This is a genomic window from Kerstersia gyiorum (assembly GCF_004216755.1).
Taxonomy (GTDB): domain Bacteria; phylum Pseudomonadota; class Gammaproteobacteria; order Burkholderiales; family Burkholderiaceae_B; genus Kerstersia; species Kerstersia gyiorum.
In genome coordinates this window covers 406,566-423,094 of sequence record NZ_SGWZ01000004.1, presented here as the reverse complement: position 1 = coordinate 423,094, position 16,529 = coordinate 406,566, and the positions used below count along the sequence as shown (strand labels likewise).

The 16,529-nt window shown below is 62.7% G+C and carries 16 protein-coding genes and 1 pseudogene; 2 read left to right on the top strand and 15 right to left on the bottom strand.

Features of this window, described 5'->3' with window-relative positions:
* The 9 genes from EV679_RS13830 to EV679_RS13790 all read right to left on the bottom strand — a co-directional run bounded on the left by EV679_RS13830 (position 1) and on the right by EV679_RS13790 (position 7,964).
* On the bottom strand, positions 1-801 hold the full coding sequence (locus EV679_RS13830; RefSeq protein ID WP_130487518.1) for an aspartate dehydrogenase: 801 nt from the start codon (positions 799-801) through the stop codon (positions 1-3).
* Positions 798-1,613, bottom strand: coding sequence for an alpha/beta fold hydrolase (locus EV679_RS13825; RefSeq protein ID WP_130487517.1), 816 nt, complete (start codon positions 1,611-1,613; stop codon positions 798-800). The genes EV679_RS13830 and EV679_RS13825 overlap by 4 nt, the downstream gene beginning before the upstream one ends.
* Positions 1,613-2,596 (bottom strand): TRAP transporter substrate-binding protein, encoded by a 984-nt coding sequence (locus EV679_RS13820; protein ID WP_068369526.1) that lies wholly within the window; start codon positions 2,594-2,596, stop codon positions 1,613-1,615. The genes EV679_RS13825 and EV679_RS13820 overlap by 1 nt, the downstream gene beginning before the upstream one ends.
* 35 nt (positions 2,597-2,631) lie before the next feature.
* Positions 2,632-3,900, bottom strand: a complete 1,269-nt coding sequence (locus tag EV679_RS13815) for a TRAP transporter large permease (protein WP_068369527.1) — start codon at positions 3,898-3,900, stop codon at positions 2,632-2,634.
* A 6-nt stretch (positions 3,901-3,906) separates the two neighbouring features.
* Positions 3,907-4,428 (bottom strand): TRAP transporter small permease, encoded by a 522-nt coding sequence (locus tag EV679_RS13810; protein WP_068369530.1) that lies wholly within the window; start codon positions 4,426-4,428, stop codon positions 3,907-3,909.
* The gene (locus tag EV679_RS13805; protein WP_130487516.1) at positions 4,425-5,366 is read right to left on the bottom strand and encodes a 3-hydroxyacyl-CoA dehydrogenase; all 942 of its coding nucleotides are present in this window, start codon (positions 5,364-5,366) and stop codon (positions 4,425-4,427) included. The genes EV679_RS13810 and EV679_RS13805 overlap by 4 nt, the downstream gene beginning before the upstream one ends.
* A gap of 10 nt (positions 5,367-5,376) precedes the next feature.
* The gene (locus tag EV679_RS13800; protein ID WP_068369540.1) at positions 5,377-5,691 is read right to left on the bottom strand and encodes an NIPSNAP family protein; all 315 of its coding nucleotides are present in this window, start codon (positions 5,689-5,691) and stop codon (positions 5,377-5,379) included.
* Between the two features lie 126 nt (positions 5,692-5,817).
* The gene (locus tag EV679_RS13795) at positions 5,818-6,315 is read right to left on the bottom strand and encodes a cupin domain-containing protein (protein ID WP_068369543.1); all 498 of its coding nucleotides are present in this window, start codon (positions 6,313-6,315) and stop codon (positions 5,818-5,820) included.
* 353 nt (positions 6,316-6,668) lie between these two features.
* Positions 6,669-7,964 (bottom strand): mechanosensitive ion channel family protein, encoded by a 1,296-nt coding sequence (locus EV679_RS13790; protein WP_130487515.1) that lies wholly within the window; start codon positions 7,962-7,964, stop codon positions 6,669-6,671.
* A 64-nt stretch (positions 7,965-8,028) separates the two neighbouring features.
* Between EV679_RS13790 and argH the strand changes: the two genes are divergently transcribed.
* Positions 8,029-9,453, top strand: coding sequence for an argininosuccinate lyase (gene argH, locus EV679_RS13785; RefSeq protein ID WP_127774321.1), 1,425 nt, complete (start codon positions 8,029-8,031; stop codon positions 9,451-9,453).
* A 127-nt stretch (positions 9,454-9,580) separates the two neighbouring features.
* On the opposite strand, the gene EV679_RS13780 is transcribed toward argH, so the two are convergent.
* The 6 genes and pseudogenes from EV679_RS13780 to surE all read right to left on the bottom strand — a co-directional run bounded on the left by EV679_RS13780 (position 9,581) and on the right by surE (position 15,543).
* A complete protein-coding gene (locus EV679_RS13780) occupies positions 9,581-10,552 on the bottom strand; it encodes a DUF481 domain-containing protein (RefSeq protein ID WP_165390056.1) in 972 nt (323 codons plus the stop codon).
* Between the two features lie 151 nt (positions 10,553-10,703).
* Positions 10,704-12,002, bottom strand: a pseudogene (gene rlmD, locus EV679_RS13775) (23S rRNA (uracil(1939)-C(5))-methyltransferase RlmD); the annotation flags it as partial.
* Between the two features lie 270 nt (positions 12,003-12,272).
* Positions 12,273-13,061, bottom strand: coding sequence for a 3'-5' exonuclease (locus tag EV679_RS13770; protein WP_068369550.1), 789 nt, complete (start codon positions 13,059-13,061; stop codon positions 12,273-12,275).
* Positions 13,058-13,921: a peptidoglycan DD-metalloendopeptidase family protein gene (locus EV679_RS13765; RefSeq protein WP_068369551.1), complete on the bottom strand. Its 864-nt coding sequence runs from the start codon at positions 13,919-13,921 to the stop codon at positions 13,058-13,060. Before EV679_RS13765 ends, EV679_RS13770 begins: the two co-directional genes overlap by 4 nt.
* Before the next feature lie 49 nt (positions 13,922-13,970).
* A complete protein-coding gene (locus EV679_RS13760) occupies positions 13,971-14,795 on the bottom strand; it encodes a protein-L-isoaspartate(D-aspartate) O-methyltransferase (protein ID WP_130487514.1) in 825 nt (274 codons plus the stop codon).
* A 7-nt stretch (positions 14,796-14,802) separates the two neighbouring features.
* Positions 14,803-15,543: a 5'/3'-nucleotidase SurE gene (surE, locus tag EV679_RS13755; RefSeq protein ID WP_068369555.1), complete on the bottom strand. Its 741-nt coding sequence runs from the start codon at positions 15,541-15,543 to the stop codon at positions 14,803-14,805.
* Between the two features lie 266 nt (positions 15,544-15,809).
* On the opposite strand from surE, the gene plsY reads away from it, so the two are divergent.
* Positions 15,810-16,517, top strand: a complete 708-nt coding sequence (gene plsY, locus EV679_RS13750; RefSeq protein ID WP_127774329.1) for a glycerol-3-phosphate 1-O-acyltransferase PlsY — start codon at positions 15,810-15,812, stop codon at positions 16,515-16,517.
* Positions 16,518-16,529 lie beyond the last annotated feature (12 nt).

Below are 16,529 nucleotides of genomic sequence, written 5' to 3'. Positions count from 1 at the left end.
TCATGCCACGACAAAACTGGCGAACTGGCGCTCTACCGCACTGACGATGCTCTGCGCCACCACCCAGGAAGTCTTGGGGTTGGTCGGTGACGGTTCGTTTTTCAACGTCGTGCGCAGCTCTCCCATTGGACTGTTCACGCAGATCGTGTGGGTATTGCCGGTGGCGGCGGGGTCTACCACGACGCTGACTTCGGTCGCTTCCATGCCGGTGCACGCCAGCGCCACCGTTGCCGCGACATTCAGGTTCTTGGGGTAGCGCAAGGCCGCGTCGCGCGCATTGCCACGGAACAGTTCCAGCGGCTCCTGCAAAGCGTCAGGCGCCACGCCCCGCAGCGCGAGTTCGTCGAGCCAGGCATCGACGGGCTTGCGCGACTCATACACGACTTTCACGCCCTCCACGCCTCGTAGCGCCTGCAGGTAATCCAGCGACGCCACCGCACCGGCAGGTACGCGCAGAGCCACGCCTCCTTGCGCTGCTGCCTGCTGCAGCGCAAGGAATTTTTCGGTATCCGCCAACGCCCCCACCGAAGTGACCAGCACCGGAATGCCGGTGCGCAGGCAGGCTGGCACCAGTTCCCAGACAGCTTGCTGGCTCGCGGCCTCTATCACCAGGTCCGGGCGCCAGGCCAGCAGGCTCTCCAGTCCGGCAAAACAGGTGAGTATGTCCAGCTCGCCTCCAGGCGGTTGTGAACGGCTCAGCGCACCCAGTTCGAAACCGGCGCCACGCTCGCCGCGCAGCAAGGTCCGGGCAACGTCCTGGGCGATCGTGCCCATGCCGATGAATGCAATGCGATATGTCATGAGTCCTGCCCTCCGAGCCAGGATTGAAGGATTTGCAGGTACTTCAGGCGACGCGCGACTGGAAAGAAATGAGCGCCCGTCTCCAGGACTTCCAGCCGGGCGGCCGGCAGCAGGCGAGCCAGTTCGCGCTGCAAATGCAGCGGCACCACCTGATCATCCGCCGCTCCCACCACCAGGCAGGGCGAACGCACGGCCTGCAGTTGCCCGCGCCGGTCGTGCGCCAGCAAGGCGGCAATGCGCTCGCGCACGACAGCGACACGCGCCGGCGTCCAGGACACCTGCGCGGCCGCCGCCAGTTTTTCAGGATGCTCACGCAGCCATTGCGCCGGGTAGGACAACAGCAGCCCCAAACGCTCGTAGCATTCTGGCGAGCGCTGCAGGATTTCATCGCGCAGCGAGAACAGCGCTGCCATGTACTCGTCGGGCCCGGCCCAGGTACCCCCCAGGAACAACGAGTGCAAGCGATCCGGCTGCATCAGCGCCATTTCCTGCACGATGCAGCCGCCTGTAGAGTGTCCGACCGCATGCACGGGCCCGACGCCCAGGGCATCCAGCACCGCCAGGCAATCCTGTGCCAGCTGCGCCACCGTCACCACGGCGCTGCCTCGCGTGGAGGCGCCTATGCCGCGCTGGTCAAAGGCAATGCAGCGGTAGCCCGGCAGGCCCTGCCGCACGTCCTGCCAGAAGGCCTCGCTGCCACCCAGGCCGCTGAGCAGCAGTACGGGCGAACCTTCGCCCGTACTGCTGCCCGACAGCACCGCGCCGTCGGGCAGCTGCACCCTGAATGTTTGCTTGGATGCAGAAGCCGTCATCACTGCGCCTTCGCTGCCTCGATCTTGGCGACAAACTCTTCGCCGCCAGGCGCTTCGCTGGTAATGCGGGGCCAGGACGCACGCGCTGCTGCACGGAAGGGCGCCTGGTCAGGCTCGTGGATGACGACGCCACGCGCCTTGAGCGTTTCGAAAGCCTTGACGATCTGGTCGTTCTGATAAGCCACGGCCACACCCATGGCTTCCTTGCCCGCTTCCTCGATCGCGTCCTGGATGTCCGTGGGCAGCTTCTCGAACTTGTTCTTGGAAATGATGAACAGGCTGGGCAGCTGGTGCACCGCCGTCACTGAGTAATGCTTGATGGCATCGACAAAGCCGTCACCCACGGTCTGGTCCGGGCTGAGTTCGGCTGCATCCACCACGCCGTTCTGCAGGCTGAGGAACAGTTCCGCGTATGCCGTGGGCGTTGGCTGCGCCCCCAGTGAGCGATAGGCTTCCACGTAACCCGGTGACTGGATCACGCGTACCTTCAGGCCTTTCATGCCGTCCAGGTTGTCCACCGGTTTCATGGACGCCAGACTGCGTGCGTAGATCGCCCCCCAGCCCAGGCCCTTCATGTTGTACTTGGACAGCACGTCCAGCAGCTCGTCACCCACCGGCCCCTGCATGATCTGGTTGGCCTGCTCGTAATCATCGAACAGGTAGGGCAAAGACAGCACGCGGTATTCCTTGACGGTATTCTCCAGCGACGGCTGGCCCACGATCAGCGCATCCACCACGCCGGTACGCACACCCTGCACCAGCTTGAGCTCGCCGCCCAGACTGCCCGAGGGGAACAGGGTAACCTTGACGCGGCCATTGGTTTTTTTATCCATCAGGTCTGCAAAATGCAGGCCGGCGATCTGGTAGCTACTGGTTTCGCCCAGGGCATGGCCGATATTGATCTGGATCGGGTCTTCCGCATGGGCGGACATGGACGCTGCAGCGAATACAGCACCTGCCAACAAGGTTTTCAGTGTTTTCATGATGATCCTTCCTGAAGGAAGTAGTTGGTGGAAATTCAGAACAGCGCCGGCCAGAGCACCGGTACGTAGGTAATGATCATGAGATCGCACAGCAGCACGGCCAGGAATATCGACAGCGGCCGCATCAGGCGTTCCATGGTGACGTTGGCGATGCCGCACACCAGGAACAGGTTCACCCCGACCGGCGGCGTCACCATGCCGATGGCCAGATTGACGATGACGATCACGCCGAAGTGCACCGGGTCTATGCCCAGGCTGATCGCCACCGGCGCCAGCACCGGAGCCAGGATCAGAATGGCCGCGAAGGTTTCCATGAACAGGCCGATCACCAGTAGTGCGATATTGACCAGCAGCAGGAAGACCAGCGGGTTGTCGGACACGCCCAGCAACATGCGCGCGACCTGTTGCGGCGCCTGATAGAGCGACAGCACATAGGCGAACACAGAGGCAAAGCCGACAATCAGCAGCACAATGGCCGAGGTCACCGCCGAACTCCAGAGAATCGCCGGCAGTTCTTTCAGCGAAATTTCGCGGTAGACGAATACCCCCAGGAGAAAGGCATAGGCCACGGCCACGACGGCGGCTTCGGTTGCCGTGAAGAAACCGCCATAGATGCCCCCCAGGATAATGACCGGCATCAGCAGCGACAGGCTCGCCTGGCACAGGGCACGCCAAACACCACGCAGCCATTCGCCAGGCGTGACGCTGGCGGCTTCGCCATAGCCATGGATGCGCGACAGAATCAGGATGGTGATAATCAGCGACGAGGCAATCAGCAGCCCAGGCAGGATGCCACCCACGAACAGCGAGGCCACGGAAGTCCCGGTCAGCATGGCATAAATGATCATGGGGACCGAAGGGGGCAGGATCACTCCCAGCTCGCCACTGGAGGCGATCACCGAGGCGGCGAACGGCCGTGGATAGCCCTTGCGCTCCATTTCCGGGATCATCACCGAGCCGATGGCTGCGGTCGTCGCCGAGGACGAGCCGCAGATCGTGGAAAAGAACATCGTAGTCAGCACGGCCGCGCCGCCCAGGCCGCCCTTGACCCAGCCGATCAGCGCCAGGCCCAGGTCGATCAGGCGCCGGGCGATGCCGCCGGTCTGCATCAGACGCCCCGCCAGCACGAAGAACGGAACCGCCATCAGGGCAAACGAATCCATGGCCTCGAACATGGTCTGCGGCACAGCAACGAGCGGAATGCCCTTGTCCATCAGCGCCGGCAACGGTGCAATACCCAGGCTGAGCGCCACAGGGATGCTGATGGCGAAGAGCATCAGCAGAATGAATACGGCAGATAACATGATGGCTTACTCCGTCGGGGTCTGGCCTGCATGGCGGATATCGCCCTGTACCAGCCAGCAGTTCAACAACAAGGCCACGGTATTGGCGAACATCAGCGCAAACCCCGCCGGCATCGCCACGTAGATCCAGGTTTTGGGCAGGGACAACACCGGACTGGTCTCGATCGCGCCGAATTCCATGAATTCCATGCCCAGCACGAACATCAGGCAGAAAAAGGCCAGACAACCCAGCAGCGCGATGTAGCGCACCCCCCTGCCCCAGGCCGGCGGCAGCCGCATCACGACGATTTCCAGCGAAATCAGCTGCGCCTGACGGCAAGCCACGCCCGCGCCCAGGAAAATGATCCAGATCATGGCGTAGCGCGATACTTCCTCGGTCCAGGGCGCGGAAATATTCAGGCCCAGCGAGGTCAGCAGGAAACGCACCACCACCTGCCACAGCGTGCAAAGCACCATCACCAGCATCAGCGTGCCCAGCAACCAGCAAATGGCCTGGTTCAGGCGGTCAAAACGGTGTATCCATTTCATGGTTTTTCCCCATACAAGGGCTGCATCGCCTGGCGCACCTGCACCACGGCAAGGTCGCGCCAGTTCCTCTTGCGCGCCAGCCCGTCCAGCGCCAGCGACGCGCGCATTTCTGCATCCAGCCTGGCGGTCAACGCCTCATCCACCGGGGCGGGCAAACCTTTCTCGGCAGCCATGCCGTTGAAAATATGGCCATAGCGCCCCAGGTAATCGGCAATGCCACCAGGCGCATTCAAGTCCACACCTTCCAGCGGACCGACGGTCGCCCAACGCAGCCCCAGCCCCTGGCTCAGCAGCAGGTCTGCATCGCGGGCCGAGATCACGCCATCGGCAATCACCTGGAACATCTCCGCCAGCAGCGCGCCCTGCAGACGGTTGAGCACGAAGCCGCTGATTTCCTTGTTGATGCGCACCGGCACCTGGCCCAGCTCGCCCATGAACTCGAAGGCTTGCCGAGTGACCTCGGCATCGGTCCATGGTGCCGGAGCGATTTCCACCACGGGCATCAGGTGCGGAGGCGTCATGGGGTGGACCACCAGGCAGCGTGCGCGTCCGGGCAAGTCGTTGGCAAAACGCGAAACGCCATAGGTCGAACTGGAACTGGCCAGGATGACATGTGCGGGCAGTTGCGCATCCATGGCGGCAAACAGTTCGCGCTTGGCCGGCAACTGCTCCGATATCGCTTCCTGCACATAGTCCGCCCCGGCCAGCGCTGCTTCCAGCGAGGTTTCCTGCCGCACTCGAGCCAGCACGTCCGCCACGCCGTCGCCCTCGCGCAGCAAGGCCGCACTGGACTGCACGGCTTCTTGCAGCCCCGCTGCCGCACGCTCCCGCTGGGCCGCCTCACCGTCATACAGACGCACCTGGCACCCCGCCCGGGCAAACACCACTGCCCAGGATGTGCCGATGATGCCGCTGCCGATTACCGCTATCTGTTTCATGCTGCCTGCTTTACTGGATGGGTGAAAAGGAGACCGGCTTCATGATGCGAGTCTGTTGCGAATCTATGAGCGGCAGCACTTTGTCCAGATAGCTCTGCCAGGCGGGATCAGCCATCATGCGGCTGCGCGCCTCATCCCGTGCATCCAGGCTGTCGTAGCCCCACAGCGCCACGACCCGATTGAGTTCGCCGATATCGGTAATGAAATACCCCAGGAAACGCCCCAGGTACTGTTTCTGCAAGGCCAGCCCGTGAGCTTCGTACAGCGCCACGAACTTGCCGGCCAGGCCGGGCTTGATGCAGTAGTCTCGTTCTTCGATGAACATGCTTGATTCCTCTCGTTTTCGGATCCGCCCGTTACAGGCAGGCTGCCGCCGCGCTACAGGCGTGGCTGATGTCGGCTGGGTGAAGGGCTTCGGCCCGAAGGCCGGGGCTTGCGTTCAGGCTCGTGCTCAGGCTTTCTGGGTCCAGCCGAATACCGTGCTGGCTTCGATGGCTGCAATATCGGCGGGCCGCTCGAATGGCTCGGGCTGCGGCTCCCCCGCCTGGCGTTCGCGGCCGATCTGGCGGAAGAATCCATCCAGTCCACCTGGCATCAAGGTCCAGAAGAAGGACAGCGGGCCGGTACCTGTATTGACGAACCGATGCTTGCGGTTCTTGCCCAGGAACAGGCAGGCGCCGGGGGCCAGGGCAATTTCCTCGCCCTCCAGCTGGGCCACGCCTTCGCCTTCGTAGATGTAGATGATTTCCTCATGGGCATCGTGGCAGTGCTCGCGCACGAAGCAACCGGGGTCTATGGTCTGGGTGCCGGCACAGAATGGCATGGCTGAACCCGCTGCATCGCTGTTGAGCAAGGTTCTGACATAACCGTTAGCCGGTTTGGGCTGCCAATAGCTGCTTCCATCTTCCGGACCGATGACGACATAGCGCCCGCGTGATTTCTCTTCCATGGTTCTTCCCGATAAAAACTGACATTGATGTCAGTATCAGTGAAAAACCACCTCAGGAAAACCTAGTGCCAACCCCAAGAACTGACATTCATGTCAGCCATTTTGGTGCATGAAAACGAGAGGGAGCGCCGCATTTCGCCTGCATCTTGGCCAAAAATCACCTGCATTGACGCCGGACCCAGGAAAAATCAGGACTTTCCCTAGGGTCATAAACTAACAATCATGTAAGTAAAAAGCCCCGAAGTGGTGCGGTCTTTCCAGAAACCGCACCACTTCGGGGCATCAGGGCCTGCAGAATTTCTATAACTATTTTGAAACCAAATGATTCAAAATATTTCCTGGCTCGCCAACGCTCAGGACGTCCCTCGGTTCGCGGCCGCCATGGCCGCCGCACGGGCAGCCTCGCGCGGCCCCAGTTGCAGCAGGTCGGCGCCCGACGGGGCCTGGTAAAGCTGCAGGTCGAATTCCGGGAGGATCGCCAGCAAGTGATCGAAAATATCCCCCTGGATACGCTCGTACTCCACCCAGGCGGTATTGTTGGTAAAGCAATACACCTCGACCGGAATGCCTTCCGCCGTGGGCTCCATCATGCGTACCAGCAACAGCATGTCCTTGCGGATTTCCTTGTTGGCCTGGATGTAGGCCTTGGCATAAGCCCGGAAAGTCCCCAGGTTGGTCAGGCGGCGCCGGTTGACGGCATTGCCGCTTCCCTCTTCCAGCTGCTCGTTGAAGCGGCTGATTTCCTTGTCCTTCTCCTTCAGGTAGTCCTTCAGCAGATTGAAGGACTGGAAGCGATGGTGCTCCTCGTCGGACAGGAAGCGCACACTGCTGGCGTTGATGCGCAAGGTACGCTTGATGCGTCGGCCGCCGGACTCGAACATCTGGCGCCAATTGCGGTAGCTTTCAGAAAACAGCTTGTAGGTCGGAATGGTGGTGACAGTCTTGTCCCAGTTCTGCACCTTGACCGTATGCAGCGCGATGTCGATGACAAAGCCATCGGCCCCGGCCTGCGGCATTTCGATCCAGTCGCCAATGCGCAGCATGTCGTTGCTGGTCAGCTGGGTACTTGCCACCAGGGACAGCAAGGTGTCCTTGAACACCAACAGCAGCACGGCAGACAGCGCACCCAGACCGGAAATCAGGATGACGGGCGACCGGTTCACCAGGATGGATATCACCAGTACGAAACAAATGGCCAGCAAGGCGATCTTGCCCAGCTCGATATAGCCCTTGATCGAACGGGTCTGCGCCCGTGTGGTGGCGGCGTACGTATCCTGCAGCGCGCTGAGAAAATTGCGCAGCGCCTGGAAGAAGAAAACAATCGCCAGAATCAGCGCCAGACGACTGACCGGCCCTGCCATACGCTCGAAGTGTGGCACCACATCCGCATTGACCGACACCACCAGCGGCGGCACCGAACGCCAGAGATTGCGGTAGGCGCCGCGGCGGCGCAGCGCCTCGTCCCAGTTTTCCCTGCCGCTCACGTGCAGAAGGCGGCGGATGATCCTCAGCACGACATGCGCAATGACGACCTGCGCCAGCAAGGCCACGACGACCAGCACGCACAGGCCGAACAAGGTCTGGGCCCATTCGCTTTTGGGCATCCAGGTATCCAGCAAGGATTGATAAAAATGAACCAGCTCTACCATTGCTTCCAGTTATTCGGGACAATTGAGGTTGCGGCATTATCGCGCATCTTATAATTCGGCCATCATGTCAGACACCACATCATCCCATCACAATCAATTCGCCAACAAGGCCAAGGCCTGGTCGGCGCGTTTCTCCGAACCCGTTTCCGATCTGGTCAAGCGCTACACGGCCTCCGTCGATTTCGATAAGCGCCTGGCGCATGTCGATATCCAGGGCTCGCTGGCCCATGCCGAAATGCTGTCCGCCGTCGGCGTCATCAGCGCCCAGGACTACGCCGACATCCAGCGCGGCATGGCCCAGGTACTGGCCGAAATCGAAGCCGGCAAGTTCGAATGGTCGCTGGACCTCGAAGACGTCCACCTCAATATCGAAAAGCGCCTGGTGGAGCTGGTCGGCGATGCCGGCAAGCGCCTGCATACCGGCCGCTCCCGCAATGACCAGGTCGCCACCGACATCCGCCTCTGGCTGCGCGGCGAAATCGACATCCTGGTCGATCTGCTGGGCCAGCTGCGCCTGGCGCTGGCGCAACTGGCGCTGGAACATGCCGGCACCATCATGCCCGGCTTCACCCACCTGCAAGTCGCCCAACCCGTCACTTTCGGCCACCACCTGCTGGCCTATGCCGAGATGTTCGGTCGTGATGCCGAGCGCCTGGTCGACACCCGCCGCCGCGTCAACCGCCTGCCGCTGGGCGCTGCCGCCCTGGCCGGCACCAGCTACCCCATCGACCGCGAACGCGTGGCCAGCACGCTGGGCTTCGACGAAGTCGCCCGCAATTCGCTGGACGCTGTCTCCGACCGCGATTTCGCCATCGAGTTCTGCGCCGCCGGCTCGCTGATCATGACGCACTTCTCGCGTCTGTCAGAAGAGCTAGTGCTGTGGATGAGCCCGCGCGTGGGCTTCATCGACCTGGCTGACCGCTTCTGCACCGGCAGTTCCATCATGCCGCAGAAGAAAAACCCGGACGTTCCGGAACTCGCACGTGGCAAGGCCGGCCGGGTCAATGGCAACCTGATCGCGCTGCTGACCCTGATGAAAGGCCAGCCGCTGACCTACAACAAGGACAACCAGGAAGACAAGGAAGGCCTGTTCGACACGGCGGATACGCTACGCGACACGCTGACCATCTTCGTCGACATGGTGGGCGGCATCCGCGTCAAGGCCGATGCCATGCGCGCCGCCGCACTGCAAGGCTATGCCACTGCCACCGACCTGGCAGACTACCTGGTCAAGCGCGGCCTGCCCTTCCGTGATGCCCACGAGACCGTGGCGTTGGCCGTGCGTGCCTGCGAAGAGCGCGGCTGCGACCTGTCGGACCTGACCCTGGAAGAACTGCGTGCCTTCCATCCCGACATCCAGGAAGACGTGCACCACGTCCTGACACTGGAAGGCTCGGTGGCTTCCCGCTCGCATATCGGCGGCACTGCGCCGGAACGCGTGCGCATCGAAGCCCAGCGCCTCATTGACCAACTGGGCCGGGCAGCCTGAGCTTGCCCCGCTCCCGACAACGCCGGCCTGATGTTTCATGGCCGGCGTTTCTGTTTGCAGACTGGGCGTTGGTTTGCGGGCTGGCCTTATCGTCGGGACGGATGATCGGGCTGTTTCGCCAACCCGCTCACCAGCGCGTGCTCAACCCCACGGAATACTTGCGTTCGCTGCTATTGTCCTGCCCCTTGGCCGTGACATTGGTATAGCTGGCCTTGGCATACAGCGACAGCCATTGCGTCAGGCTATAGCGCATGCCCAGCGACATATCCATGTTCTGCTCGGCGTCGTTGCTCAGGGCCTGGTAAACCTCGCCGTGCGAGAACAATTGCCACTGCTTGCCGCCGAAATAGCGCGAATAGTCCCAGCTGACGCCCAGCGACTGGAAATGGATGCGCGCCGCGTCATGGTAGCGATAGCGTGTATGGCTGACCAGCGCCGACACCGACAAAGCGCCCAGCTCATTGTCCCAGAACTGGTAGCCGGGACCGATGGCTATGCTCTGGTCGCGTGCCGGGTCGTCGATGAAATCATGGCGATGGCGCAACCTGCCCTGGACAAAGAGCTTCTCCGTCACGAAGCGGTCCAGGGTATACAGGGCCATGTAGTTGTGGGTACCCACCACGCTGTCCTGCGACTTGCGGGTGTAATCGGCCTTCAGGCCATGGCGCCAGTTGTAGCGGCGCCAGGTCGATTGCAGTGTGACCGCCCAATTTTCATTGCTGCTGGCCGCATGGTTGGCATCCAGCGCCAGGTCCAGGCTGCCCTGAAAGACCCAGTCCCGCAGCACAGGATGCGGCCGTACCAGGCGCTCCACCTGGGCCATGGCCAAGGGCGCAACAGCAGCTTCGCCTGGCGCCGGCACGACCTGCACCACACCCTGCCCCTGCGTGGCCGCCAGACGAGCCTGGTAGCCGTCAGGCAGGCCCGGAGCCCGCAGCACCAGCGGATCGTCGGTTTCTATCTGCACCACATGCTTCCAGCCGATGCGAATTTCCCCGGCGTAGCTGGTCTTCAGCAGCAAGGTGCCGGCATCCAGCAATTGCACCGTGCCGCTCAGGCGATCGCCATTATCCAGGAGCACCGTATCGGCGGCGCTCACGGTGCACGCTAGGCCCAGGAATAATGCGGCGCTGCCGCGCATACAAATGTTGGCCCCGATAGCGGCGACATCCACAAGCAGACTCCTTATGAAACGAAGCCCTGCAAGCGGCCGCAGCGGCCGGCGGCAGGATCAAAAGGCATCAGGATAGCACTGCGATGGACTCCACATGGGCAGTGTGAGGAAACATATTGATGACGCCTGCCTGCTCCAGGCGATAGCCGCCCTTGCGTGTCATGATGGCCACGTCCCTGGCCAGGGTGGCCGGGTTACAGGAAACATAGACGATGCGACGGGGCCGTTCCGCCGGCAGCAAGGCCGTCAGCGCCTCGGCCAGCGCCTGGGCGCCATCGCGCGGCGGGTCTATCAGCATGCGGTCGAAATACCCCAGTGAACGCAACCAGTGCACGTCGATGTCGAACAGGTTGAGTGTCTGGAAATGGGCTTTGTCAGCCAGGCCATGCTGCGCTGCCGCCAGTCGGGCGCGGTCTGTCAGGGCAGCACTGCCCTCCACGCCAACGACTTCGCGGCTACAGCTTGCCAGCGGCAGACTGAAATTACCCAGCCCACAGAAAAAATCCGCCACTCTGTCCTGGGGCTGGCATTGCAGCAGCGCCAAGGCCCGCACGACAAGCACCCGGTTGAGCGCATGGTTGACCTGGGTGAAGTCCGTGGGGCGATACGGCATTCGCAGGCCATAGGCCGGCAAGAGATAGGCCAACCGGGCGTCATCGCCACGCACCAGGGGATGTGCGGTCTCCGGACCGCCAGGCTGCAGCCACCAGGAAATGCCATGTTGTTCGCCGAACCCGCGCAACAGTTCGATGTCCTGGCGCTTGAGAGGGGTCAGGTGGCGCAGGACCAGCACTGTCACCTGGTCGCCGACCGCCAGCTCGATCTGGGGTACGCGGTCCGGGGCGGACAAGCCAGCCACCAGCGCATGCAAAGGCTCCAACAGATGCGACACATGCGCAGGCAAAACATGGCACTCACGGATATCGGCCACAAAGCTGCTCTTACGCTCGCGAAAACCGATCAACACCCCGCCCTGGCTGGGCACCACCCGCACGCTCAAGCGCGCCCGGAAGCGGTAACCCCACGCCGGACCCTGCAAAGGCGCCAGCATGCTGGCCGGCTTCAACTTGCCGATATGCGCGAAAGCGTCCTCGAGTACGCGCTGCTTGACGGCCACCTGGGCCGCAGGCTCCAGGTGCTGCATGGCACAGCCGCCACAGACGCCAAAGTGCCGGCACCGGGGCAGCACACGCTGCGTAGACGCACTGAGCACGCGCTCGACTTCAGCCACTTCGTAGGACGGCCTGGTTTTCAGTGGCCGCGCCACGACGCGCTCGCCAGGTAGCGCGCCCTCCACGAAAACGACTTTGCCCTCACGATGGGCGACGCCGCGCGCCTCCATGTCCAGCGATTCAATATCTAGTGTTTCTTGCATGGGGAAACAGGCCAAAGGCCACCCGATTTCGTTTTCAATCCTTGACGGTCAGGCGCCAGAAATTGTCTCGCCCGCACCACAAGATGTTCGTTTTTTGACCAAATAAATCTGTTTTACTGCGGCTGCAGCCAATCCGCAGCACCTGTTCTACGGTATTTTCCTGCCCGCAGAACGGCACGACGCAGCATCAGCAGCGGAATCAGCAACGCCGGCGCACTGGCCGGCGTTTACTTTTGCTTGCTTCGCAATAAGCCCATCGGGCAGGCAGGCTCAAAGGCCGCGCTCTGCCTCCCAGGCGGCCAGATACTCCTGCCAGTGCGGTTCGCCGCTGGCCGCCAGGGTATCGCGCACCAGCTGGACCTCGGCCTCATAGCTTTGCGGGTCCAGTTCGCCGCGCAGCATGCGGAAGCGGCAATAGACCAGCCAGGTATTGACGACGTCGGTCTCGCAGTAGGCCCGGACTTCATCTTCCTTGCCCGCCTGCCATGCGGGCCAGACCTGGCTGCCATCCATGCCCAGCTTGCCGGGAAAGCCACACAGCTTGGCCAGTTCATCCAGCGGAGCATTGGCGCGCCCGTTGTACTTGGCCAGCAGGTCCATGAGGTCGGTATGGCGCTGGTGATAGCGGGAAATGTAATTGTTGAAGCGGAAATCCCGGTCGTCCTCGCCCATGTCCCAGTACCGGGGCGCCTGCAACCCATGGATGAGGCTGCGGTAATGCAACACAGGCAGGTCGAAGCCGGAACCATTCCAGCTGACCAGCGTGGGCGTATAGCGCTCTATGGTCTTGAAAAAGCTGGCAATCAGCGAGGCTTCGGAATCACCGGGCTTGCCCAGCGTGCGCACCCGAAAGCCGCTGTCGTCGCGGAAGGTACAGCCGATCACCGCCACGCGCTGCAGGTGCAGCGGCAGGAAATCGCTGCCCGTGGCTTCGCGCCGCGCCGCAAAGGCACGCTCGGCGACCTCGGTATCGGAGACGTCCGCGCCCCAACCGTTCAGGCGCCGCAACCCTTCGACGTCAGGCAGGGTTTCAAGGTCGAAGACGAGTGTCGGTGTCATCGGTGCGGCAGGTACTTGAGCGGATCAACCGGCGTTCCCTGGCGGCGCACTTCGAAATGCAGGCGCGGCGAAGTGGTATCCGTCTGGCCCAATTCAGCGATGCGCTGGCCGCGCGTCACCTTGTCGCCGGTCTTGACCAGCAACTTGCGGTTATGCGCATAGGCGGTAATGAAGCCGCCGGTATGGTTGATGATGATCAGGTTGCCCAGGCCACGCACGCCATTGCCGCTATACATGACCTGGCCGGCAGCCGCCGCCGCGACCGGATCGCCCGGCTGGCCATCGATGTCTATACCCTTGGTATTGGAGTTGAAGCCCTGGATCAGCTTGCCGTTGGACGGCCAGCCCCAGTCGATCAGGTTGGCGTCAGCCGCACGCACGACACTCTTCTCATCCGGCGCAGTGGTGCTGCCCGGCTTTGCCGTGGCAGGCGTCGCAGCCGGTGTTTCCACCGGTTTGGGCGTTTGCACCGCCACCGGCTTGGGGTCGGCAATGGCTGCCACCTGAGTGCTGCCAGTGCCCGTCGACGCAGCGCCGCCCGCGACAGCGCTGCCGGCCGGAGACAGGCGCAGCACCTGGCCGATGCGCAGTTGCGTCGGGTCGGTGATGTTGTTCCAGCGGCGCAGATCTTCCACCGAAACATTGTTGCTACGGGCAATCTGGTACAGCGTGTCGCGCGGCTGCACCGTATAGGACGCGCCGGGAATGCCGGCCGACGGTGCGGGCGTGTCGACGGCGGCGGGCCTGGCCGCGGCGCCGTCCACGATAGGCGCTGGCTGCTGGGAAGCGCAGCCAGCCAGAACCAGGGCGGCTGCCAGCACGGGAAGTCGGAAATTGCGCGTCGAGGATAAATTCGTCATAGCGATAAAAATACGTTCATGCCTTGTGCTCTGCACAAAGCGCCAATAATCAGGATTGTATGCCGGGCTTGAGCGGAACGAAACGGACCGCGTCGAGTTCCTGGCGCCGCCATTGCTGCGGGCCGGTGCGCTCGATGACCACCAGGCGCTGCTGCGCGCCGCCTTCCGGGGCGACCAGCCGGCCGCCACGCGCCAATTGCTGCAACAGGGCATCGGGAATAGACAGCCCAGCTGCGGCAACGATAATCATGTCAAATGGCGCGGCTTTGGGCAAACCCGCCATGCCGTCGCCATAGACCAGGCGAATATTGCGATACATCGGGTCGGCCAGATTGGCCCGGGCCAGATCATACAGGCCGCGCATGCGCTCGATGGCATGCACCTCGCGCACCAACCGCGACAGGACCGCGGCCTGGTAGCCGCAACCTGCACCGACTTCCAGCACACGACGCGGCGCCTTGTCCGCCATACCCAGCGCAATCATATGCGCCACGACCCACGGCTGCGAAATCGTCTGGCCAAAACCAATGGGTAGCGCCGCATCCTCATAGGCCCGGCTTGCCAGGGCTTCGTCCACAAAGCGATGGCGCGGAACTTCGTTCATGGCACGCAGCACGGCTTCGTCCGTGATGCCCTGCGCGCCCAGGCGCTGCACCATGGCGGCCCGCATGCGGTCGGAATTGAGCCCAAGGTTGCCCACGGACCTGCCAATCGCGCCCGCGTCTGCACTATTGCGTGGCGGCAATACCGCCGCCGACACCCGCGTATTGCTGTTTGCCGGCGTAATACCATGCAGCGCGTTGCTGCCGGCGGAAATACCGGTGCGACGCGCTGGCGGCGGATCAGCGGGGTTGACGGGAGGCTGCTTGCTCATAAGTGGCTCAGGCCAGCCAATCGTGCAAACGCGGCAACTGGCCGTGATGGGTCAGGTCGGTTTGCAGCGGCGTCACGGACACCGCGCCTTCGGACAAGGCATGGAAATCCGTGCCGGGCGCAGCATCGGCAGCGGCGCCAGACGGACCGATCCAGTAGATGACCTCACCTTGCGGATTGGCCGAGCGGATGACCGGCGACGAAGGATGGCGACGCCCGAGCCGCGTCACGCGCGGTGGCTTGATTTCGTGCAGCGGCAGGTTCGGAATATTGACGCTCAGCAGCGACGGCGCCGTCAGCGGGCGCGCCACCTGGCGTTCAACGATCTGCCGCGCCACGGCGGCGGCAGCGTCCAGGTTGGACCAACCCTTCTCCACCAGCGAAAAGGCAATGGCGGGCACGCCGAACAGATAACCTTCCATTGCCGCCGCCACCGTACCCGAATACAGGGTGTCGTCCCCCATGTTCGCGCCATTATTGATGCCCGAAACGACAAGATCCGGCATCTGGTCGAGCAAGCCGGTCAATGCGATATGCACGCAATCGGAAGGCGTACCGTTGACGCAGAGAAAACCATTGCTTGCGGTGCGCACGGTCAGTGGCCGGGACAAGGTCAGCGAATTGGATGCGCCGCTGTGATTGGCTTCCGGTGCGATGACTGTCAACTCTCCCAGGCCATGCAGCGCATCAACCAGCGCCTGCAGTCCAGGAGCGGAGTAACCATCATCGTTGGAAATCAAAATGCGCATATTTTTCCTGTCCATTCGTAAAGCTGCCGGCGTGCCTGATTCAGACTCATCCCCATCGGGCCGGCAGCGCCTGATTGTACCCGCCGGCACCGTTTCCGCCCACCGCGACATTGTCAAACAGCCAGATTCTGCGCACTATCTGAGGACCAACCCCGGCAGGGCCGGCTGTCTGTCCCCCTCGCGCGGCCAATTGCATACGTGCATCGCCAGACTCATACCTTACAATAGGCGGCCTCGCTTGACTGCCTTTTGCCCAGATTTCCCCCATGAACGAATACGCCGTGCTGCCCTGGATCATCGTGCCCCTGGCCTATCTCATAGGCTCCCTGCCTTTTGCCGTGATCGTCAGCAAGATCATGGGCTTGCAGGACCCGCGCCAGTATGGGTCGGGCAACCCGGGCGCCACCAATGTCCTGCGTACCGGCAACAAGACGGCTGCAGCGCTGACCTTGCTGGGCGATGCCGCCAAAGGCTGGCTGCCGGTATGGGCGCTGCGTACCTGGGGGCCGGAATATGACATGGGCACCAGCGTGCTGGCCCTGACCGCCATTGCTGTCTTCCTCGGCCACCTCTTCCCCCTGTTCCTGGGGTTCAAGGGCGGCAAAGGCGTGGCGACGGCCTTGGGTGTGCTGCTGGGTCTAGCGCCCTGGCTGGCGCTGCTGGTGGCCCTCACCTGGCTGGCCTCGGCGCTGATCTGGCGGTATTCCTCGCTGGCTGCACTGATTGCCGCCGCCGCCGCGCCGCTGTTCTATATCCTCGGTTCCGGCATTGCCTGGCGCTCAAGCATGGCAGTCGGTACCGCCATCGTCGTCATGAGCCTGCTGCTCTTCACCCGCCACCGCGCCAACATCGAACGCCTCTTGGCAGGCAAGGAAAGCCGCATCGGCCAGAAAAAGTCGCAGCATGGCGGCAATGCCTCGCTTTCCGGGAAAATGCACCCCAACACCGACGCCCGCAAGCAACGCAAACGTTAATCTGCCAGAGCA